The sequence below is a fragment of the Bradyrhizobium rifense genome, from assembly GCF_008123425.1.
GTDB classification, from domain to species: domain Bacteria; phylum Pseudomonadota; class Alphaproteobacteria; order Rhizobiales; family Xanthobacteraceae; genus Bradyrhizobium; species Bradyrhizobium rifense.
Map to the genome: position 1 here is coordinate 51,950 of NZ_VSSS01000053.1, position 15,311 is coordinate 67,260.

The 15,311-nt window shown below is 62.7% G+C and carries 18 protein-coding genes; 9 read left to right on the forward strand and 9 right to left on the reverse strand.

The window, feature by feature from the left end; genetic code table 11:
• Positions 1–10: 10 nt before the first annotated feature.
• Positions 11–358 (reverse strand): MerR family transcriptional regulator, encoded by a 348-nt coding sequence (locus tag FXB40_RS32795; protein ID WP_148776352.1) that lies wholly within the window; start codon positions 356–358, stop codon positions 11–13.
• Between the two features lie 84 nt (positions 359–442).
• Between FXB40_RS32795 and FXB40_RS32800 the strand changes: the two genes are divergently transcribed.
• Entirely contained in the window at positions 443–1,453 is a 1,011-nt protein-coding gene (locus FXB40_RS32800) for a zinc-dependent alcohol dehydrogenase family protein (RefSeq protein WP_148776354.1), read from the forward strand.
• A gap of 399 nt (positions 1,454–1,852) precedes the next feature.
• The gene (locus FXB40_RS32805; RefSeq protein ID WP_148776356.1) at positions 1,853–3,604 is read left to right on the forward strand and encodes a hypothetical protein; all 1,752 of its coding nucleotides are present in this window, start codon (positions 1,853–1,855) and stop codon (positions 3,602–3,604) included.
• Between the two features lie 281 nt (positions 3,605–3,885).
• Here FXB40_RS32805 and FXB40_RS32810 read toward each other — a convergent pair whose 3' ends face one another.
• Positions 3,886–4,551 carry a hypothetical protein gene (locus FXB40_RS32810; protein ID WP_148776358.1) on the reverse strand — a complete coding sequence of 222 codons (666 nt, stop codon included), beginning with the start codon at positions 4,549–4,551 and terminating at the stop codon, positions 3,886–3,888.
• Positions 4,503–5,099: a superoxide dismutase gene (locus tag FXB40_RS32815; RefSeq protein ID WP_148776420.1), complete on the reverse strand. Its 597-nt coding sequence runs from the start codon at positions 5,097–5,099 to the stop codon at positions 4,503–4,505. Before FXB40_RS32815 ends, FXB40_RS32810 begins: the two co-directional genes overlap by 49 nt.
• Positions 5,100–5,635: 536 nt before the next feature.
• Here FXB40_RS32815 and FXB40_RS32820 point away from each other — a divergent pair.
• Both FXB40_RS32820 and FXB40_RS32825 read left to right on the forward strand, forming a co-directional pair.
• Positions 5,636–6,376: a haloacid dehalogenase type II gene (locus FXB40_RS32820; RefSeq protein WP_148776360.1), complete on the forward strand. Its 741-nt coding sequence runs from the start codon at positions 5,636–5,638 to the stop codon at positions 6,374–6,376.
• A 21-nt stretch (positions 6,377–6,397) separates the two neighbouring features.
• Positions 6,398–6,865, forward strand: coding sequence for a YbaK/EbsC family protein (locus tag FXB40_RS32825; RefSeq protein ID WP_148776362.1), 468 nt, complete (start codon positions 6,398–6,400; stop codon positions 6,863–6,865).
• Positions 6,866–6,879: 14 nt separating this feature from the next.
• Here the strand turns inward: FXB40_RS32825 and FXB40_RS32830 are convergent, their stop codons facing one another.
• Together FXB40_RS32830 and FXB40_RS32835 are read right to left on the reverse strand one after the other, a co-directional pair.
• Positions 6,880–7,107, reverse strand: coding sequence for a hypothetical protein (locus tag FXB40_RS32830; protein WP_148776364.1), 228 nt, complete (start codon positions 7,105–7,107; stop codon positions 6,880–6,882).
• A 110-nt stretch (positions 7,108–7,217) separates the two neighbouring features.
• A complete protein-coding gene (locus FXB40_RS32835) occupies positions 7,218–7,805 on the reverse strand; it encodes a VOC family protein (RefSeq protein ID WP_187437309.1) in 588 nt (195 codons plus the stop codon).
• A 277-nt stretch (positions 7,806–8,082) separates the two neighbouring features.
• Here FXB40_RS32835 and FXB40_RS32840 point away from each other — a divergent pair, with 277 nt between their 5' ends.
• Positions 8,083–8,916, forward strand: a complete 834-nt coding sequence (locus FXB40_RS32840) for an adenylate/guanylate cyclase domain-containing protein (protein ID WP_148776368.1) — start codon at positions 8,083–8,085, stop codon at positions 8,914–8,916.
• 68 nt (positions 8,917–8,984) lie between these two features.
• Here the strand turns inward: FXB40_RS32840 and FXB40_RS32845 are convergent, their stop codons facing one another.
• On the reverse strand, positions 8,985–9,344 hold the full coding sequence (locus FXB40_RS32845; RefSeq protein ID WP_148776370.1) for a hypothetical protein: 360 nt from the start codon (positions 9,342–9,344) through the stop codon (positions 8,985–8,987).
• Between the two features lie 97 nt (positions 9,345–9,441).
• Positions 9,442–10,428 (reverse strand): tripartite tricarboxylate transporter substrate binding protein, encoded by a 987-nt coding sequence (locus tag FXB40_RS32850; RefSeq protein ID WP_148776372.1) that lies wholly within the window; start codon positions 10,426–10,428, stop codon positions 9,442–9,444.
• 147 nt (positions 10,429–10,575) lie between these two features.
• On the opposite strand from FXB40_RS32850, the gene FXB40_RS32855 reads away from it, so the two are divergent.
• Positions 10,576–10,833 carry a hypothetical protein gene (locus tag FXB40_RS32855; RefSeq protein ID WP_187437310.1) on the forward strand — a complete coding sequence of 86 codons (258 nt, stop codon included), beginning with the start codon at positions 10,576–10,578 and terminating at the stop codon, positions 10,831–10,833.
• 117 nt (positions 10,834–10,950) lie between these two features.
• Here the strand turns inward: FXB40_RS32855 and FXB40_RS32860 are convergent, their stop codons facing one another.
• Complete coding sequence (locus FXB40_RS32860; protein WP_148776376.1) at positions 10,951–11,895, reverse strand: LysR family transcriptional regulator; 945 nt, start codon at positions 11,893–11,895, stop codon at positions 10,951–10,953.
• 116 nt (positions 11,896–12,011) lie between these two features.
• Between FXB40_RS32860 and FXB40_RS32865 the strand changes: the two genes are divergently transcribed.
• The 3 genes from FXB40_RS32865 to wrbA are packed head-to-tail and all read left to right on the forward strand — an operon-like array spanning position 12,012 to position 14,142.
• Complete coding sequence (locus tag FXB40_RS32865; protein ID WP_148776378.1) at positions 12,012–12,764, forward strand: SDR family NAD(P)-dependent oxidoreductase; 753 nt, start codon at positions 12,012–12,014, stop codon at positions 12,762–12,764.
• Between the two features lie 33 nt (positions 12,765–12,797).
• A complete protein-coding gene (locus tag FXB40_RS32870; RefSeq protein WP_148776380.1) occupies positions 12,798–13,496 on the forward strand; it encodes a pirin family protein in 699 nt (232 codons plus the stop codon).
• Positions 13,497–13,542: 46 nt separating this feature from the next.
• The gene (gene wrbA / locus FXB40_RS32875) at positions 13,543–14,142 is read left to right on the forward strand and encodes an NAD(P)H:quinone oxidoreductase (RefSeq protein ID WP_148776382.1); all 600 of its coding nucleotides are present in this window, start codon (positions 13,543–13,545) and stop codon (positions 14,140–14,142) included.
• A 259-nt stretch (positions 14,143–14,401) separates the two neighbouring features.
• Here wrbA and FXB40_RS32880 read toward each other — a convergent pair whose 3' ends face one another.
• Entirely contained in the window at positions 14,402–15,286 is an 885-nt protein-coding gene (locus FXB40_RS32880; protein ID WP_187437311.1) for a protein-L-isoaspartate O-methyltransferase family protein, read from the reverse strand.
• Positions 15,287–15,311 lie beyond the last annotated feature (25 nt).

The window sequence follows — 15,311 nt, forward strand, 5'->3', positions numbered from 1 at the left end:
GTCAGCGCGATCAGTTCACGCTTGCCAGATAGCCGGCCAGGATCGTCCGGCTCTGGCTGAGTGTCTCGATGCGTTCGTCGATCAGGCCGACCTGCTGGGCCAATATTCTTCGCAACTCGTTGCACGGCGTGAAGGCTGGATCGTTGTTCCGCACGCACGGAAGCAATTGCTGGATCGTCTCGAGCGTCATCCCGGCTGAGCCAAGCATTTTGATCCGCCGAACCGTCTCCTCTTCCGCCGGGCCATAGTCGCGATAACCGGAGCCGGTCCGCTGCGGCGCCAGCAGTCCTTCGCCTTCGTAATAACGCAGCATCCGGACGCTGACTCCCGTCCTCCGGGAGAGTTCGCCAATTTTCATCTGAAAACCCCTTGACCCTGACAGCGCTGTCAGACCCTACAGACTGCGCTCATCCAAGTCATGCCGCTTGTGAAGGGTGCAACGATGAAAGCCTACCATTTGAATGGCCATGCCGGTCGCGACCGCCTTGTGCGCGTCGATCTCGGCAAACCTGAGCCCGCTGACGGAGAAGTTCGCATCCGTGTCGAAGCGGCCAGTCTCAACTACCGCGACCTCCTCATCCTCGACCGGGCGGGCCAAGGCGGGCTCGACGGCCGCGTGCCGCTCAGCGACGGCGCAGGCGTCATTGACGCTATCGGCGCCGACGTCCTGCAATGGCAGGTGGGCGACCGCGTTGCCGCGTCGTTCTTTCGCGATTGGGTCTCCGGGCCTTTCAAGGCCAGCTACGTTGCGTCATCTCTCGGCGGCGACAAGACGGACGGCATGCTGGCAGAGTATGTCGTGCTGCCGGCAACCGCGCTCGTCGCCGTGCCGGCACATCTGTCCGCGGTCGAAGCAGCGACCTTGCCTTGTGCCGGCGTCACGGCCTGGCACGGCCTGATCGCACGCGGCGGAATGGGCCAGGGCGACACGCTGCTCGTCCACGGAACGGGTGGCGTCGCGCTGTTCGGACTTCAATTCGCAGCGGCGCTGGGAGCGCGCGCGATTGTGATCTCCTCCTCGGACGAAAAGCTTGCCCGTGCCAAGGCGCTGGGCGGTTCGATTCTCATCAACTACCGCGACACGCCCGACTGGGATGTCGCCCTGATGAAGGCGACGGATGGCGCAGGCGCCAGTCATATCCTCGAACTCGGCGGTCCCGGTACCTATGACCGATCGCTGCGATCGGTCGCTTCAGGCGGCAAGATCATTCAAATCGGTGTCTTGACCGGGTTCGGCCCAAAGCCCGACCTCGCGCGCCTCCAGTGGGAGAATGCCGACATCATCGGTGTCACCGTCGGATCGGTCGCACATTTCGCCGCGATGAATCGCTTCCTGACCGACCATGCCATTCACCCCATTGTCGATCGGGTCTACGGCTTCGACGAGGTCCCCGAAGCCTATGCTCACCTGCGGAGCGGCTCACATTTCGGCAAGGTCGTCGTGAAGCTGTAGTTCGCCACCCGCGGAATGCGCCTATGCGCGTTTCCTTCTTAGATCGATGTAAGGCCAACGCGCGCGAGATTCTGGGGATCTAGTCTAAAGCGTGATGAGATCTTCATCCGAGGTCTGTTGCGGCCCCCGATAGCAGCGCGTTTGGCGAAGCTCGCCCTGAGCCCGGCTTGGTCCGAACATGGCCATTGCTTCCGTAAAACTTTATTGAATGGTGCCGGGCTTGGCTAACGCCTCGCGCTTAGCGTGCATCTCATGAAGATGCCCGAATGTTCATGTCATACAAAGTCGTTGCCACTCTGCACTGGTGCTCGTCGGTGGAGACGATGCGGCAAGATGGCAGCATAGCGTCGTCATAGAAATTTAGCTTCCTACTTTCAGAATCAACACGTGAGACGCCTTGTGACCGGAACTATTACAACATTCGTCAAAGCTGTTGTTGGCCCGTTGTCCCAGAAAAGGACCTGCCTTTTCGGCTTGCTTGCGACGTGCCTGGGCGTGCTGGCGACGCCGGCTTCCGCCGATAACGACTGGATCATCGCCCGGATGAGCAGTTCCATCCGCACAGAGGCGACCTGGGATCAAGTCAGGTCGCAGATGCTAATCGCGTTTTTTCAGAGCAACCCAGATGAACGTGGCGTCAGCGCGCAGGGGATCGAAGATCTACGCAGAATCTCGGTGGCCCAGCGGCGATCGCAGGCCGTCGCGCAGATCCTGACCTACGACCTTGATGGCGACGGCTCCGTCACAACGGAGGAAATTACCGCAGCGATGAAGCCGCGTGCGCGTCAGATGATCCATGTCAACGGTGTACAGCTCGAACCGACACCTCAGCAGGTTCGTACGCAGCTCGACAAGCTCGTCTACGATCTACTCAAACCGGATACCGACCATGACGGCGTCATCAGTACCGCCGAAATCCAGCAAGAGGGAGCCAGACAAGCGACGCAAGCGAGCATCGCCTGGCAGCAAAGCGCCACCCAACTTGTTCCGATGACGCTCGACGCGAATGGGGACGGGGTCGTCTCTCTCGCGGAGTACGAGGCAACCGTTCGCGAGCAGTTCGATTCGGCGGACCAGGACCGCGATGGTCGCGTCTCCGCCAGTGAGGCCCTGGAATTCGGCAAGCGGCTAAACGAAGCCCGGCAGGCGATACAGCGCGCGCGTGAAGCCGAGATTCGCAAGCAGCGGCTTGAAGCGGCAGTGGCTGGATGCAATGTGCCCAACCCACCGCGCGACGCGCGCCTGGTGGTTGTCGGTGCCAGAGAAGGCAGAGCGCTATCGAACGCCTGGGTTGGGAGCCAGGACCGGGTGACTTCAGTAGTGACCGTCGAAGTTACTCCGGGGCCTGAGCCGCTTTACCTGGCCTTGGCGAGCGATGGGGCGACCATCTGGGATGTCATAGGTGCGACCGAACGCATTATCGGTGTCGTTGCTCATGCGGACACCGCCGCCGAAAAAGCCGGAGACGCCGGCCGCAGTCCCGCAGGCGGTGCTATTGGGCCTCAACCCCGTGGCAGGCCTCTTGTCGGCGTGATGGGGATGCCGCGCGACAAGATACGGTTCACCGCCTACACGGGATGCCTGATCCCACCCACGGAGACGACCTTGAAGGACGGCAGCGCGCAGGAAACAGCTACGCTGTTGTTCGGACGGCCCGCGGATGAGATTGGCGGAAAGCACAGTGCGGGAACGTTCAGCGTACCGGGGCTGCGGCATTTTCCGGATCGGGCAGTTCGCAACACGATCCAGTTGCCGAAGGAAGGGCTGGGCGAATTGCTGTGGCGCAACGTTTTGGGCGATTACCCCCTTGGAATTGCGCAAATCGACCTGGGATCGGTCGTGTCGGGTGTGCCAGTGAAAAACTATTCAGTCTTGCCGGGAAGTGCGGGGCTGGCGACCTTGGTCGACGCGGGGGACCTCAGGATTACCGGAATGTCGCGCGGAGTCAGAATCAATTTTGGTGATTTTCAACCCTATACGCAGCCGGACAAATTCAAAATCACCAGGAAGCTCAGAATGCCGGCCGGCGCATCAGGTAGCTTCGTATTGGCAGATCAAGTGCCACCTCCTGATGGCGACCTAAGTAGCGTCTGCGTTTCCTCGGAGAGCGACAAGAAGCCCGTCGGGGGCTCTCGCACAAACTGCAATTGAACCGTCCGCTCCTCAAACTGTTCGGATAGAAGAATCACTGTGAGCTTGCTGCCGTCTTTGCCGGCCTAGCGGTTTTGCTTGTATGCGCTTTGCCGGCGTGATCGGCAATCGCCAAGCGATGCTAGGGCCAGATCAAGCGCCAGCTCGGGACTCAGGGATTTGTAGGTCGCGAGCGGCTCCTGCGCCTGCCGGGTGCGCGAGCATCAACAGGACGGTGGCCGCAAGCAGAGTTCGAGCGAGCATGGTTTCTCCGACGCGAGCGGGTCGACGCCGACGTCAACCTAGTTCAGCGCTCCGTATGTCAGGTCGTCGAATACGGTGACACTGTCGGCCTTGGTCCACAAGCCGATCATGCCGGCGTCCCTGATCGATTCGTCCGCGACCTCGAACATCGGCCTGCCGTCATACGTCACCTTGAATAGCTTTCCCGCGAATTCGCAACGTAGGGAATGCCATTGACCTGATGGCACCGATACCTTGACGCCATAGCCGCCTTTCCGGCCGACGATATCGAGCGCGCTGCGAACACCCTTGACATAGTAATTGTCGGCATCCTTTGCGCGCCAGACAATACCAGCCGCACGATCCTCGGAGCCTGCGATCGCCTTGAACTTGACCTCGACGAACCCGTCCAGGATGCTGGTGCCGTTCCTGAGCGCCACTGGAAACGTCGCCTGACCGGATTGTTTCAGGACGTTCGGCTTGCTTGGCGCCGTTGACTCCACCTCGACCGTCCATTTGGGCTGGCCACGACCCGTCATCGTCAGAGTCCAGCCTTCGGGCGCTGCGCCGGTTGCTGCGTTGTCAAAATTTACAGTATCTGCCATCGCGTTTCCTTCCACCAACAACAGGAACAACGCCGCCCCCAACAGCGCTACGCTCATTTTTTGCACGACGTCTAAGCTTCCCGCCTGTATTGATCGTACAGTGTTGCAGCGTTGTCCCATTTGATCGCTTCCATGTAGATGTCGACATATTTCGCGGCCGCGGCGCCATAATCCATGTGATAGGCGTGCTCATACATGTCGAGCACCAGCACGGGGCGTCCGCCGGCCAGCGTCGTCGTGTGGTCGGCGGCCCACTGATTGACCAGCCGCTTGTCGCGCGGCGAGTAAGAAAGAATCACCCAGCCGGAGCCGCCGCCTTCGGCCTTGCCCATGGCGGAGAACTCCGCGCGCCACCGCTCCATGCTGCCGAAATCGCGCGCGATCGCGTCGGCAAGTGGTGTGCCCGGCTTGCCGGCACCGCCGAGCCCGTCGAAATAGATTTCATGGAGGATCATCGAGTTTGACGCGACGAGTTCCTCGCGCTTCAGGCCGTTGATGACGAAGTTCGGAGCTTTCGCGAAGTCGAGCTCGGCGAGTTGCGTTCCGATCGCGTTGAGTCGCTTTACGGCGCCGACATAGTTGTTCTCGTAGTGGCTGACGAGCACCTTCTCCGAGATGCCGGCAATGGATTTCGGATCGAACGGCATCGGCTTGGGCTGGTATGTCATTGGCTTGGCTCCTGTTGGCTGATTGGCTTGCGCAAGGGCTTGCGTCCCCGCGAGTATTGCGGTCGATGCCGCGGCGGCGCCCACGCCCCTGATGAAGTCTCGGCGGTCGGTATTCGTGGTCATGGAGTCCTCCACTTGATCGTCGTCCCCAACGTGCCCCGTGTGCTCGCTAGCTCTTGGTGCTCGCCGTCTTGTCGAGTGCGCAAATAGACCGCGCGGTCCTCGTCGATACAGACATCGACGAGAGCCGGCGCTCTGGCGGCACCAATTGACGGGACAATTTCTCTGATGAGATCGAGATGAAAGAAGACATGCGGCGTCCTTGGTGACCAGGACGCGATACTTGGGCATGTCGCCTCGCGGGGAGATCGCAAATCCCCGAGCCCCGAATTAAACGCCTGCCGGCGACAGTGTCAATCTGCTGCGAGAGGTCGACGGGGTGACGATTTTTTGAAGAAGGTTCCGATCTTGTCGCGCACCGGGCCGTTTCGGTATTGTCCGTGCGCCCCCGCAAAGATCCCAAAGGAGCGAGCCAAATGAGCCTCAAAGCCGTCGTCTTCGATGCTTACGGAACGCTCTACGACATCCAGTCGGTCGCGGAGATCACCGAGGACGCATTTCCGGGCTATGGCGAGATCATCACGCAGGTCTGGCGGATCAAGCAGCTCGAATACACCTGGTTGCGCTCGCTGATGCGGCGCTACCAGGATTTTTCTGCCGTCACGCGCGACTCGCTGGCCTATACGCTGCGCGCGCTCGGGCTTGCCTACGAGAACGAGGCCTTCGAGCGCGTCATCGAAAAGTATCTGCATCTCGATCTCTATTCCGACGCGACCGCAGCACTCGCGGCGCTGAAGCCGCGACAGCTTGCCATCCTCTCCAATGGCAGCCCGGATATGCTGAATGCGCTGGTGCGCAACTCCGGCCTCGACCGCCTGCTCGATGCCACGATCAGCGTCGATGCGAAGAAGATCTTCAAGCCGAGCCCGGAAGCCTACACGTTGATCGGCGAGGAGCTCGGCACGAAGCCGGACGAGGTGCTGTTTGTCTCCTCCAATCCCTGGGACGTGGCGGGCGCAAAATCGTTCGGGCTCAACGTCGCCTGGATCGAACGCGTGACGCCGGAGGCCATGGCGCTGGCTTGCGTCGAGAACGAACTCGTGGCACCGCTGACGATGTTCAAGGCGATCCGCACCCAGATGGACGAGCTCGGCTTTGCGCCGGATTATCGTGTCCGTTCGCTTTCGGAGCTGCCCGCAATCGCTGCCCGCCCGTAAGTCCTCGATGAGCTGACTGGAATGAGCCTGGAATCCGTTCGCGCCTTCTTCGCCGAGAAAGCCCCCGACATCACAGTGATGGAATCCCCGATCAGCTCGGCGACCGTGACGCTGGCCGCCGAAGCCTATGGCGTCGAGCCCGGTATGATCGCCAAGACGCTGTCCCTGCGCGTCGGCGAGCGCGTGATCCTGATCGTCGCGGCCGGCACCTCGCGCATGGACAACAAGAAGGTCAAGGCTGCCTTCGGCGGCAAGCCGAAGATGCTGGGGCTGGAAGAGGTCGCCGAGATCACCGGCCATGAGGTCGGCGGCGTCTGCCCGTTCGGCCTGAAATCACCGCTGCCGGTCTATTGCGACATCTCGCTGAAGGCGTACGACGTCGTGGTACCGGCCGCAGGCTCGACCCACAGCGCGGTCCGCATCACGCCCGAGCGGATGGCCGAGCTGACCGCGGCCGAATGGGTCGACGTTTGTGAGCACAGGCCGTAACTCGGGCACGTGTACTAGCCGCCCCAGCCGCAGTAGGGACGGCAGCGATAGCCTACACGATGCGAATGGCCCCAGCCCCAGTGCCAGTGCCCCCAGCCGAAACGCGCTTGCACCAGGTCGCTCTCCTGCACCATCGACCTGACGGCGCCGGACAAAGGAGTGGCCGGAGCAGCCATTGCAGGTACGCCGAGCAATATTGCGCCAATCACGAAAAGTGCAGCAGGAATTTTGGTCATGGACATGACATTCCTCCGATCCACAGCTTCCGACCACAATCAACTTGGCTGACGGCAATTCGTTGCACGGTTATGACGGTCTCGTCTGCGAGCACAGACCTTAAGTCGGGCCATCGTCAATCCAGCGGCATACGCGGATCGAGGGGCTCGGACGGCGGAAATTCGCCGGCAAAGGCGCGGCGATGCAGGTCGTCACGGGACGCTCCACCGTTGCGGGCTACAACCATCTTGGACGGATCGACCGGCACGCCGATCGGATTGCTCGCAAATTCCTTCGAGGTTCGCATCCACTCTGACGACTTGTTCCAGTCGTCGAAATTGTCGTATTGCAGCTCGACGCTGTTGCCGTCCGGATCGACGTAATAGAACGACGTCGTGACGCCGTGATCGAGCGACATGTGCGGCTTGATACCGAGCTCGAGCAGCCGCGCGTACGTATCGAGCAGGTCGTCGAAATTCGCATATTCGAACGCGATGTGGTGCATCCCGGTGTGCACCAGCTTGTCCGGATCGTCGCTCATCCTGGACGATGTCAGCAACGCGATGCGATGATTGGCGCCGTCGTTGGTGAGCCAGGCACCGCCCGGAAACTGGAAGTTCGGCTTTGATCCGATGACTGTGCCATACCAGTCGATCATCTCCTGCAGACGCGTGGTCTTCAGGTTGACGTGATGCAGCGTGGGCGGCCTGACCTCGCTTGTCATGGATATCTCCTTGGCTGGGATGAATTTTTCACGTGGCCCCGACCGGCGGTCGGCAGGCGTCGCCATCAGGCTGTGCATGCCGGGCGCGAGGACGGCAATCTAGCTGTGCTCGGTGCGGGGGCTTCGCCAAAGTGCCCACGTTCCGCGCCATCCATGTCTCAGACTGGTAAAAAGCAGCGGACGAGGCAAGCGCCGCGCAAAGTCCGGATGACCAGAGATCGACGATGTCGTGCGATGCCTGATGCATTTGCCGGTCAGGAAGGCTACGATAGGGACCATGACCGACGACAAGGTGAAACGACGACTGACCACCGTGCTGTGCGCTGATGTGTACGGCTATTCCCGCCTCATGGAGGCGGACGAGACGAGGACGCTGGAAACGCTTCGCCGTTACCGCACTGCCATTGCGGGATTGGTGGAGCGTCATGACGGTCGCATCGTGAATACCTGGGGCGACGCTGTGATCGCCGAGTTCGCCAGCGTGGTCGAGGCCGTGCAATGCGCGGTCGAGATTCAGCAGGAAATTTCCAATCAGGATTCGGACCCGCCTGACGCGAACCCGATGCGGTTTCGCATCGGCATCAACCTCGGCGATGTGATGGTTGATGGTTCCGACATCTATGGTGACGGGGTCAATATCGCGTCGCGGCTGCAAGAGCTCGCCGACCCCGGCGGTGTCGTAATCTCGAGCTCCGTCTACGATCAGGTGCACAACAAACTATCCGTTGGCTTCGACTGTCTCGGACAGCGACCCATGAAGAACATCGCTCCCCTCACCAGCTATCGGGTGACCATGAGCGGCCGACCCGCCGGGCAAGGGAGCTTCGCGGTCAACGAAAGCCCAACTCGCTGGGAGGAAGCAGGTCAGCTGCGGATGGCCGACAGGCACGAGCCATCTTCGTGGATGGGTGTCGTCTCGGGTTGGCTGGCAAAGCTGCCCCGCCCGGTTGCAGCGGCTCTTACGGTCTCGAGCTTTCTGATTCTGATCAATCTTTTCACGAACCCGCACAAGATCTGGTTCCATTGGCCAGTCGCAGCAATACTCTTCGGTGTCCTCATGCGGACAGCGCTCGGACATCGGCCTGAGTCGGACAGCAAGGGGGAGCGCTGAGCGAGGCGGTGCGACCGCGTCTTCGCGTTGGCCGCTGCTCGCCTTTCCGGAGCATGCCCTAGGTAGCACTAATCGTCGTCATCGTCATAAGGCCGCGGCTGCGCCTGCGGAGGCGGCGGTGGCACATTGTTGTAGCGAGGCTGCGGTGCAGCTCGATTGCGCGGGACCGGCTGCGGCTGCTGCGGCATCTGATTGTTGGACTGGAACACCGCACGGCAGCCGCTGGAGAGCTGCGGCGTGTTCTGCCGCAGGCAAGCGGTGATGCGGCTCACGTCCGGAATCTGATCGCTGCACAGGCGCCAGACATCCGGTGTGCAGGCCATCTGCTGCTCCATGGTTCCGCGATATTCTTCGGCGGACGCAACGCTCTGCGCGACGATGCCGCCAATCGCAAGCGCCACACCCAGCGCAATCCGCTCTGTTCGCATGGTCCCAATTCCTTCTCGAATCTCTCGATTTGTCTTCAATCAATGAGACGCAGTCAGGTTCTGGCCCAACAAAAAAATGTGAAAACTCCCCCGGAACCTACTCGACCCGGCCGATCTTCTGGACCGCTGCGATCAGCCGCGCGCTGTCGGTCGCCACGAAATCGGAGAACGCCGGCGCATCCTGATAGGCGACGAGGCTTCCCGAGGCATCGAAGGTCTTGAGCACGTCAGGGCTCGACATCACCTGTGCCATCGCCTCGCGCAGACGGCTCGCGATCGGCGCAGGAAGGGAGCTCTGCGCAAACAACCCGGCCCAGATATACATCTCGACATCCTTGTAGCCGAGCTCCTGGAAGGTCGGCACGTCAGGAAAGCTCGCGACGCGCTGCGCGCCGCAATTGCCGAGCACGCGCAGCTTGCCGTCATCGACCTGCGGCTTCAGCGTGCCGGGTGCTGCCGCGATGGCCTGCACGGTACCGCTGAGCAGCGCGGTCAAGGCCGGGCCTGCGCCGCGGAACGGCACATGCAGCAGTTTGATGCCGGCGCTGTTGGCGAACATCTCCATGGCCACATGCAGCGTACCGTAAGGCCCCGATGAACCATAGGTGATCTGGCCCGGGCGCTTCTTCGCATCCTCGACAAAATCCTGCGCGGTCTTCCATGGTGCCGAGGCCGACACCGCGAGCAGCGTGGGATCGGCCAGCACGCGCGCGATCGGCATGAATTGCGACACCTCATAGGCGACCGGACGGTCGAACAGCCGGTCGGCCTCGGGCAGCACCGCGAGCGAGGACAATGTCATCAGCAGCGTGTAACCGTCGGGCTCCGCGCGCGCGGCCGCGGCATTGCCGACCGACCCGCCGGCCCCGCCGGCGCGGTTGTCGACGATGACGGACTTGCCGAGAATCCGCTCCAGCGCCTGCGCGACGGGACGTGCCGCAAGATCGGCCTGGCCGCCGGCCGGGAACGGCACGATCATGGTGATGTTGCGCACCGGATAGGCTTGCGCAAAGGCCTGTTCTGGTAACGCGGCCCGCAACAACGGCAATGCGGCAACGGCGCGCAAGACGTCACGTCGATCCATGGCAGCCCCCTCCCCCTTATTTTCTTGTTTCAGCTCCAGCCTAGCGCGGCGACCGGCAAGAACAAGCTGTTTACGAACTATTGACCATGTTCGCCCCGCGCCGGAACGCATCCCTGCACCCGCTGTTGCCCTCCCAGGGAGTGAGTGATGCGGAATCTTGCGACCATCGACGTCGCCCTGGACGAGATGCTGGTGAACCTCGCAGCGATCGTCCTGCGGCTCTCAAAGCCTGAAGTGACGCGAACGCCGGAAGCGCGGCGTGCCCTGGCCCAATCGGTTCACCAATATGCCGTCTGCGCCGCACGCTCGACCGACCCGCGTGTTCATGAGTTGAAGTCACAGCTGGAGCAGACGCTGAAGCCGAGCCTGCGCATTGTCGCGATCGACGGCGTGAAGGTGTCGTAGTCGAACACCGTCATTGCGAGGAGCACTTGCGACGAAGCAATCCAGAATCCCTCCGCGGAAAGACTCTGGATTGCTTCGCTGCGCTCGCAATGACGAGCCGATGAAGCCGCGCCTTCCTTACGAAGGCTGCCCCTGCTTCCCACCCTTCTTCGGCTCCCGCTTGCATGTGCCCGGCAGCTTCGCTGCGAGGAAATCGCCGAGCGCTTCGACGCGTGCGGGGCGCGGGCCACCGGGTGGGGTCACCAAGTGCACGGCGCCTTCGGCCTGTTTCCAGTCCTTCAGGATCACTTCGACCTCACCGGACGAAATCGCCTCGCCGACGATGAATTCAGGGAGCTCGGCGATGCCGAGGCCGGCGATCAGCGACGGCATCACGGCCTCGCCATTGTTGACGCGAAGCAGGCCGCCGGGGCGGACGCTCGCCTGCTCGCCGGCGGAATTGGTGTAGTGCCAGGCGTTCGGCGTCGACAGATAGGCGTAGCTGAAGCATTTGTGCTCGGCGAGATGCATCGGATGCGTCGGCCGGCCGTTTTTCTTGAGGTAGGACGGCGCCGCGACGGTGAAGCGCGGCACGGTGAAGAGCCGGCGCGCGATCAGTGAAGAGTCCGGCAGCCGCGCGATCCGCACCGCCATGTCAAAACCCTCGCCGATGAGATCGACGGTCGCGTCGCTCAAGTGAAGATCGACCGAGACCTCCGGATAGGTTTCGAAAAACTCCGGCAGCAGCGGCGCCACCGCCTTGATCCCGAACGTCATGGGCACCGCGAGCCGCACCAGGCCGCGCGGCGCCACCGATTGCGCCAGCGCCTCGTTCTCGGCCGCCTCGCCGTCGGCGAGCAGGCGCGTCGCGCGGTCGGCGAGCTTGTGGCCGGCATCGGTCAGCGCCAGCCGGCGCGAGGTGCGGTTGAACAGGCGGGCGCCGAGCCGCTCTTCCAGGCGGGTCACGGCCTTCGACACCGTCGCCTTGGACATCGTGAGCTCGCCTGCTGCCCCCGCAAACGACCGTAACTCCACGACTTTTGCGAAAATCGCGAGCGCCTCGAAATCGGGGAGTTTGGCCATGGGGTCAATCCGTCAGGTCCATTTCAGGAAACAATGTGTTTCAACAGTTTCTATTTCTATACCACAGGCAGAGGCTTATCCAAGGGTCATCAGAAATTCAGGACTGGCGAAATCCAATGACCAAGAGGCTCTCAGGCAAGGTTGCCCTCGTCACCGGCGGCTCGCGCGGCATCGGCGCGGCATCGGCCCGCGCTCTCGCCGATGAAGGCGCGGATGTCGCCATCAGCTACGTCGCCTCGCCCGAAAAGGCCGAAGCCGTCGTCAGCGAATTGAAGGCCCGGGGCGTCAGGGCCCGCGCCTTCAAGGCAGACCAGGCCTCCGCCAAGGACGTGACGAAGCTCGTCAACGACGTCGCCAGGGAATTCGGCCATCTCGACATCCTCGTCAACAACGCCGGTGTCGCCAATGGCGGCGCAATCGACGACGCCAACGCCAACACGGCCGCGCTGGAGCGGCAGGACCAGGTCAACGTGCATGGCGTGATCGCGGCGATCCGCGCCGCCTCGCAGTTGATGGGTGAAGGCGGCCGCATCGTCACCGTCGGTTCGATGCTTGCCGACCGCGCCTCGTTCCCCGGCCTTGCCGACTACGTCGCCACCAAGTCGGCCGTGGTCGGTTACACCAAGGGTGCGGCGCGCGACCTCGGCCCGCGCGGCATCACCGTGAATGTGGTGCAGCCCGGCTCGATCGACACCGACATGAATCCGAAGGATGGCGGCGAGTTCGCCGAGACCCAGCGCAAGCAGCATGCGCTGCAGCGCTTCGGTCGGCCCGAGGAAGTCGCCGCCGGCGTGGTCTTCCTCGCAAGCCCCGCGGCCTCCTTCGTCACCGGCACCGTGCTCAATGTCGACGGCGGGTTTGGCGCCTAACGCCAAACCCCCTCCAATCAAGGAGACACTTCCATGATCGAACTCAGACCTTACGCAAAACTCGCCGGCGCCGATCACGGCTGGCTCAAGGCCAAGCATCATTTCTCGTTCGCAAGCCATTATGACCCGAGCAACATGGGCCACGGCGCCTTGCGGGTTTGGAACGACGACGAGATCGCCCCGAACACCGGCTTTCCCGCCCATCCCCACGCCAACATGGAAATCATCACCTATGTGCGCGAAGGCGCGATCACCCATCAGGACAGCCTCGGCAACGAGGGCCGCACTGAAGCGGGCGACGTGCAGGTGATGAGCGCCGGCAGCGGCATCCGCCACTCCGAGTACAATCTCGAACCGACCAAGACGCGGATCTTCCAGATCTGGATCGAGCCGACGCTGCGCGGCGGTCAGCCGACCTGGGGCTCAAAACCGTTTCCGAAGTCGGATCGCTCCGGCAAGCTCGTCACCATCGCGAGCGGCATCGCGGGTGACACCGACGCGCTGCCGATCCGCGCCGATGCGCGGGTGCTCGCCACCACGCTGAAGGCCGGCGAGAGCGCGGAGTACGAACCCGAGAGGTCACGGAACCTCTATCTGGTGCCGGCAGCGGGTGCTGTCGAGATCAACGGTGTGCGCGTCAACGCCCGCGACGGCGCCGCGATCCGCGACGAGGCCAGGCTGAAGATCACTGCACTCGAAGACTCCGAGCTCGTGCTCGTCGACGCCGCGTAACAATCCAAGCAACCCATCATCTCACTCGACCCCAACGGAGACCATCATGACCAAAGTTCTCGTCCTTTATTATTCCGCCTATGGCCATATCGAAGCGATGGCCAATGCCGTCGCTGAAGGTGCCCGCGAAGCCGGCGCCACCGTCGACATCAAGCGCGTGCCCGAGCTGGTGCCGGCCGAAGTCGCCAAGGCCTCGTACTACAAGGTCGACCAGGCTGCGCCGATCGCCAAGATCGACGACCTCGCCAATTACGACGCCATCATCGTCGGCACCGGCACCCGTTTCGGCCGGATGTCCTCGCAGATGGCCAACTTCCTCGATCAGGCCGGCGGCCTTTGGATGAAGGGCGCGCTGCACGGCAAGGTCGGCGGCGCTTTCACCGCGACCGCGACCCAGCATGGCGGCCAGGAGACGACACTGTTCTCGATCATCACCAACCTCCTGCATTTCGGTATGACGGTGGTCGGCCTGAACTACGGCTTCGCCGGCCAGATGAAGCTCGATGAAGTGACCGGCGGTTCGCCCTATGGCGCCACCACGATCACCGGCGGCGACGGCAGCCGCCAGCCCAGCGCCAATGAGCTGGCCGGCGCGCGCTATCAGGGACGCCAGATCGCGGAGACCGCCAAGAAGCTGCACGGTTAAGCCTGGGGTTCACAACAGCTGCATGGCTGATGCGATTGGGGCGGCATTCTCATAAGGGAATGCCGCCCCATCTATGTCTGCAGGAAAGACAGGACTTACGAGACGCAGGGCTTACGCACGAATGGCTTTCGAACTTCTCTTGATCGCGCAGATGATCCGCAGGCCGGCCCAGGCGCTTGCGCGCCGCTGGTACTGCCGCAGCCTATTCCGCGCCTCGCGCGGCCGATTTCACTGCGCCGAATGCACGGGATCCTGACCGTCACGCCTGCGTGATGTCGCCGTGCGCCGGGATGCTGACCGCCGGTGCAGAGGCCGGCGCAGTTGAAAGCCACCAGCCGTCGCCAGCAAACCAGCAGGTCTCGTCGGGCACATCCCCTCGCCGCAAGGACTGCACGCTCTCCCATCCCTTCGCGAACGCCTGGGCCAATCGCTTGCCGGCATCCGCATCCTGAAGTCCCGCGCAGCCGATGAACTGGGCCCGGCTCAGGAATTTGGCGGGCCAGGCGACCCCCTGCTCCGGGCGCGTGATCATCAACATGCCGCCGAGCATGCCCTCCGGCGCCAGCGGAAACACCAGCCGGCCTCCGGGGCGCAAAACCGCGAGCCATTCTGTCGCCGGCTGCGCCGCGCCCGCGCAGACATAAATCACGTCGACATCGGGCAGATCGGACGCGATACCCGAGCGCTCGCGCAATTCGACCGTGGCAATGCCTTTCAGATTCTCGCGCGCCAGCGCCGCGAGGCGTTCGTCGATCTCGTAGGCATAGACGCGGCCATTGGGCCCAGCGAGCTCGGCGAGGATGGCGGTGTAATAGCCGGTGCCCGCGCCGATCTGCAGCACGGTCTCACCTTCCCTGACGCCGGTGCCAGTGAGCCAGTATGCGTGTGCGCCCGGCATGCCGATGTTGACGCCACGCGCGGGATCGAGTGCCAGCAGCGCGTTTTGATAGAGGAAGGCTGGATCGTCATCGGGCGTTACGACATAGGGATGGCCGCCGAACGAAATCGACCACGGGCCGGGGCCGGCGAAAGGTTCGCGCCTCACGGTACGAAAAGCCTGCTCGAGACGAGGGTCTGTTGCCTTGGCCGCAGCGCAGATCAGCTGCGCATAGAACGCGCGAAATTTGGCCGAACGATCGTCCATGTCGCCTCCGGGTTGCGGAAATGAC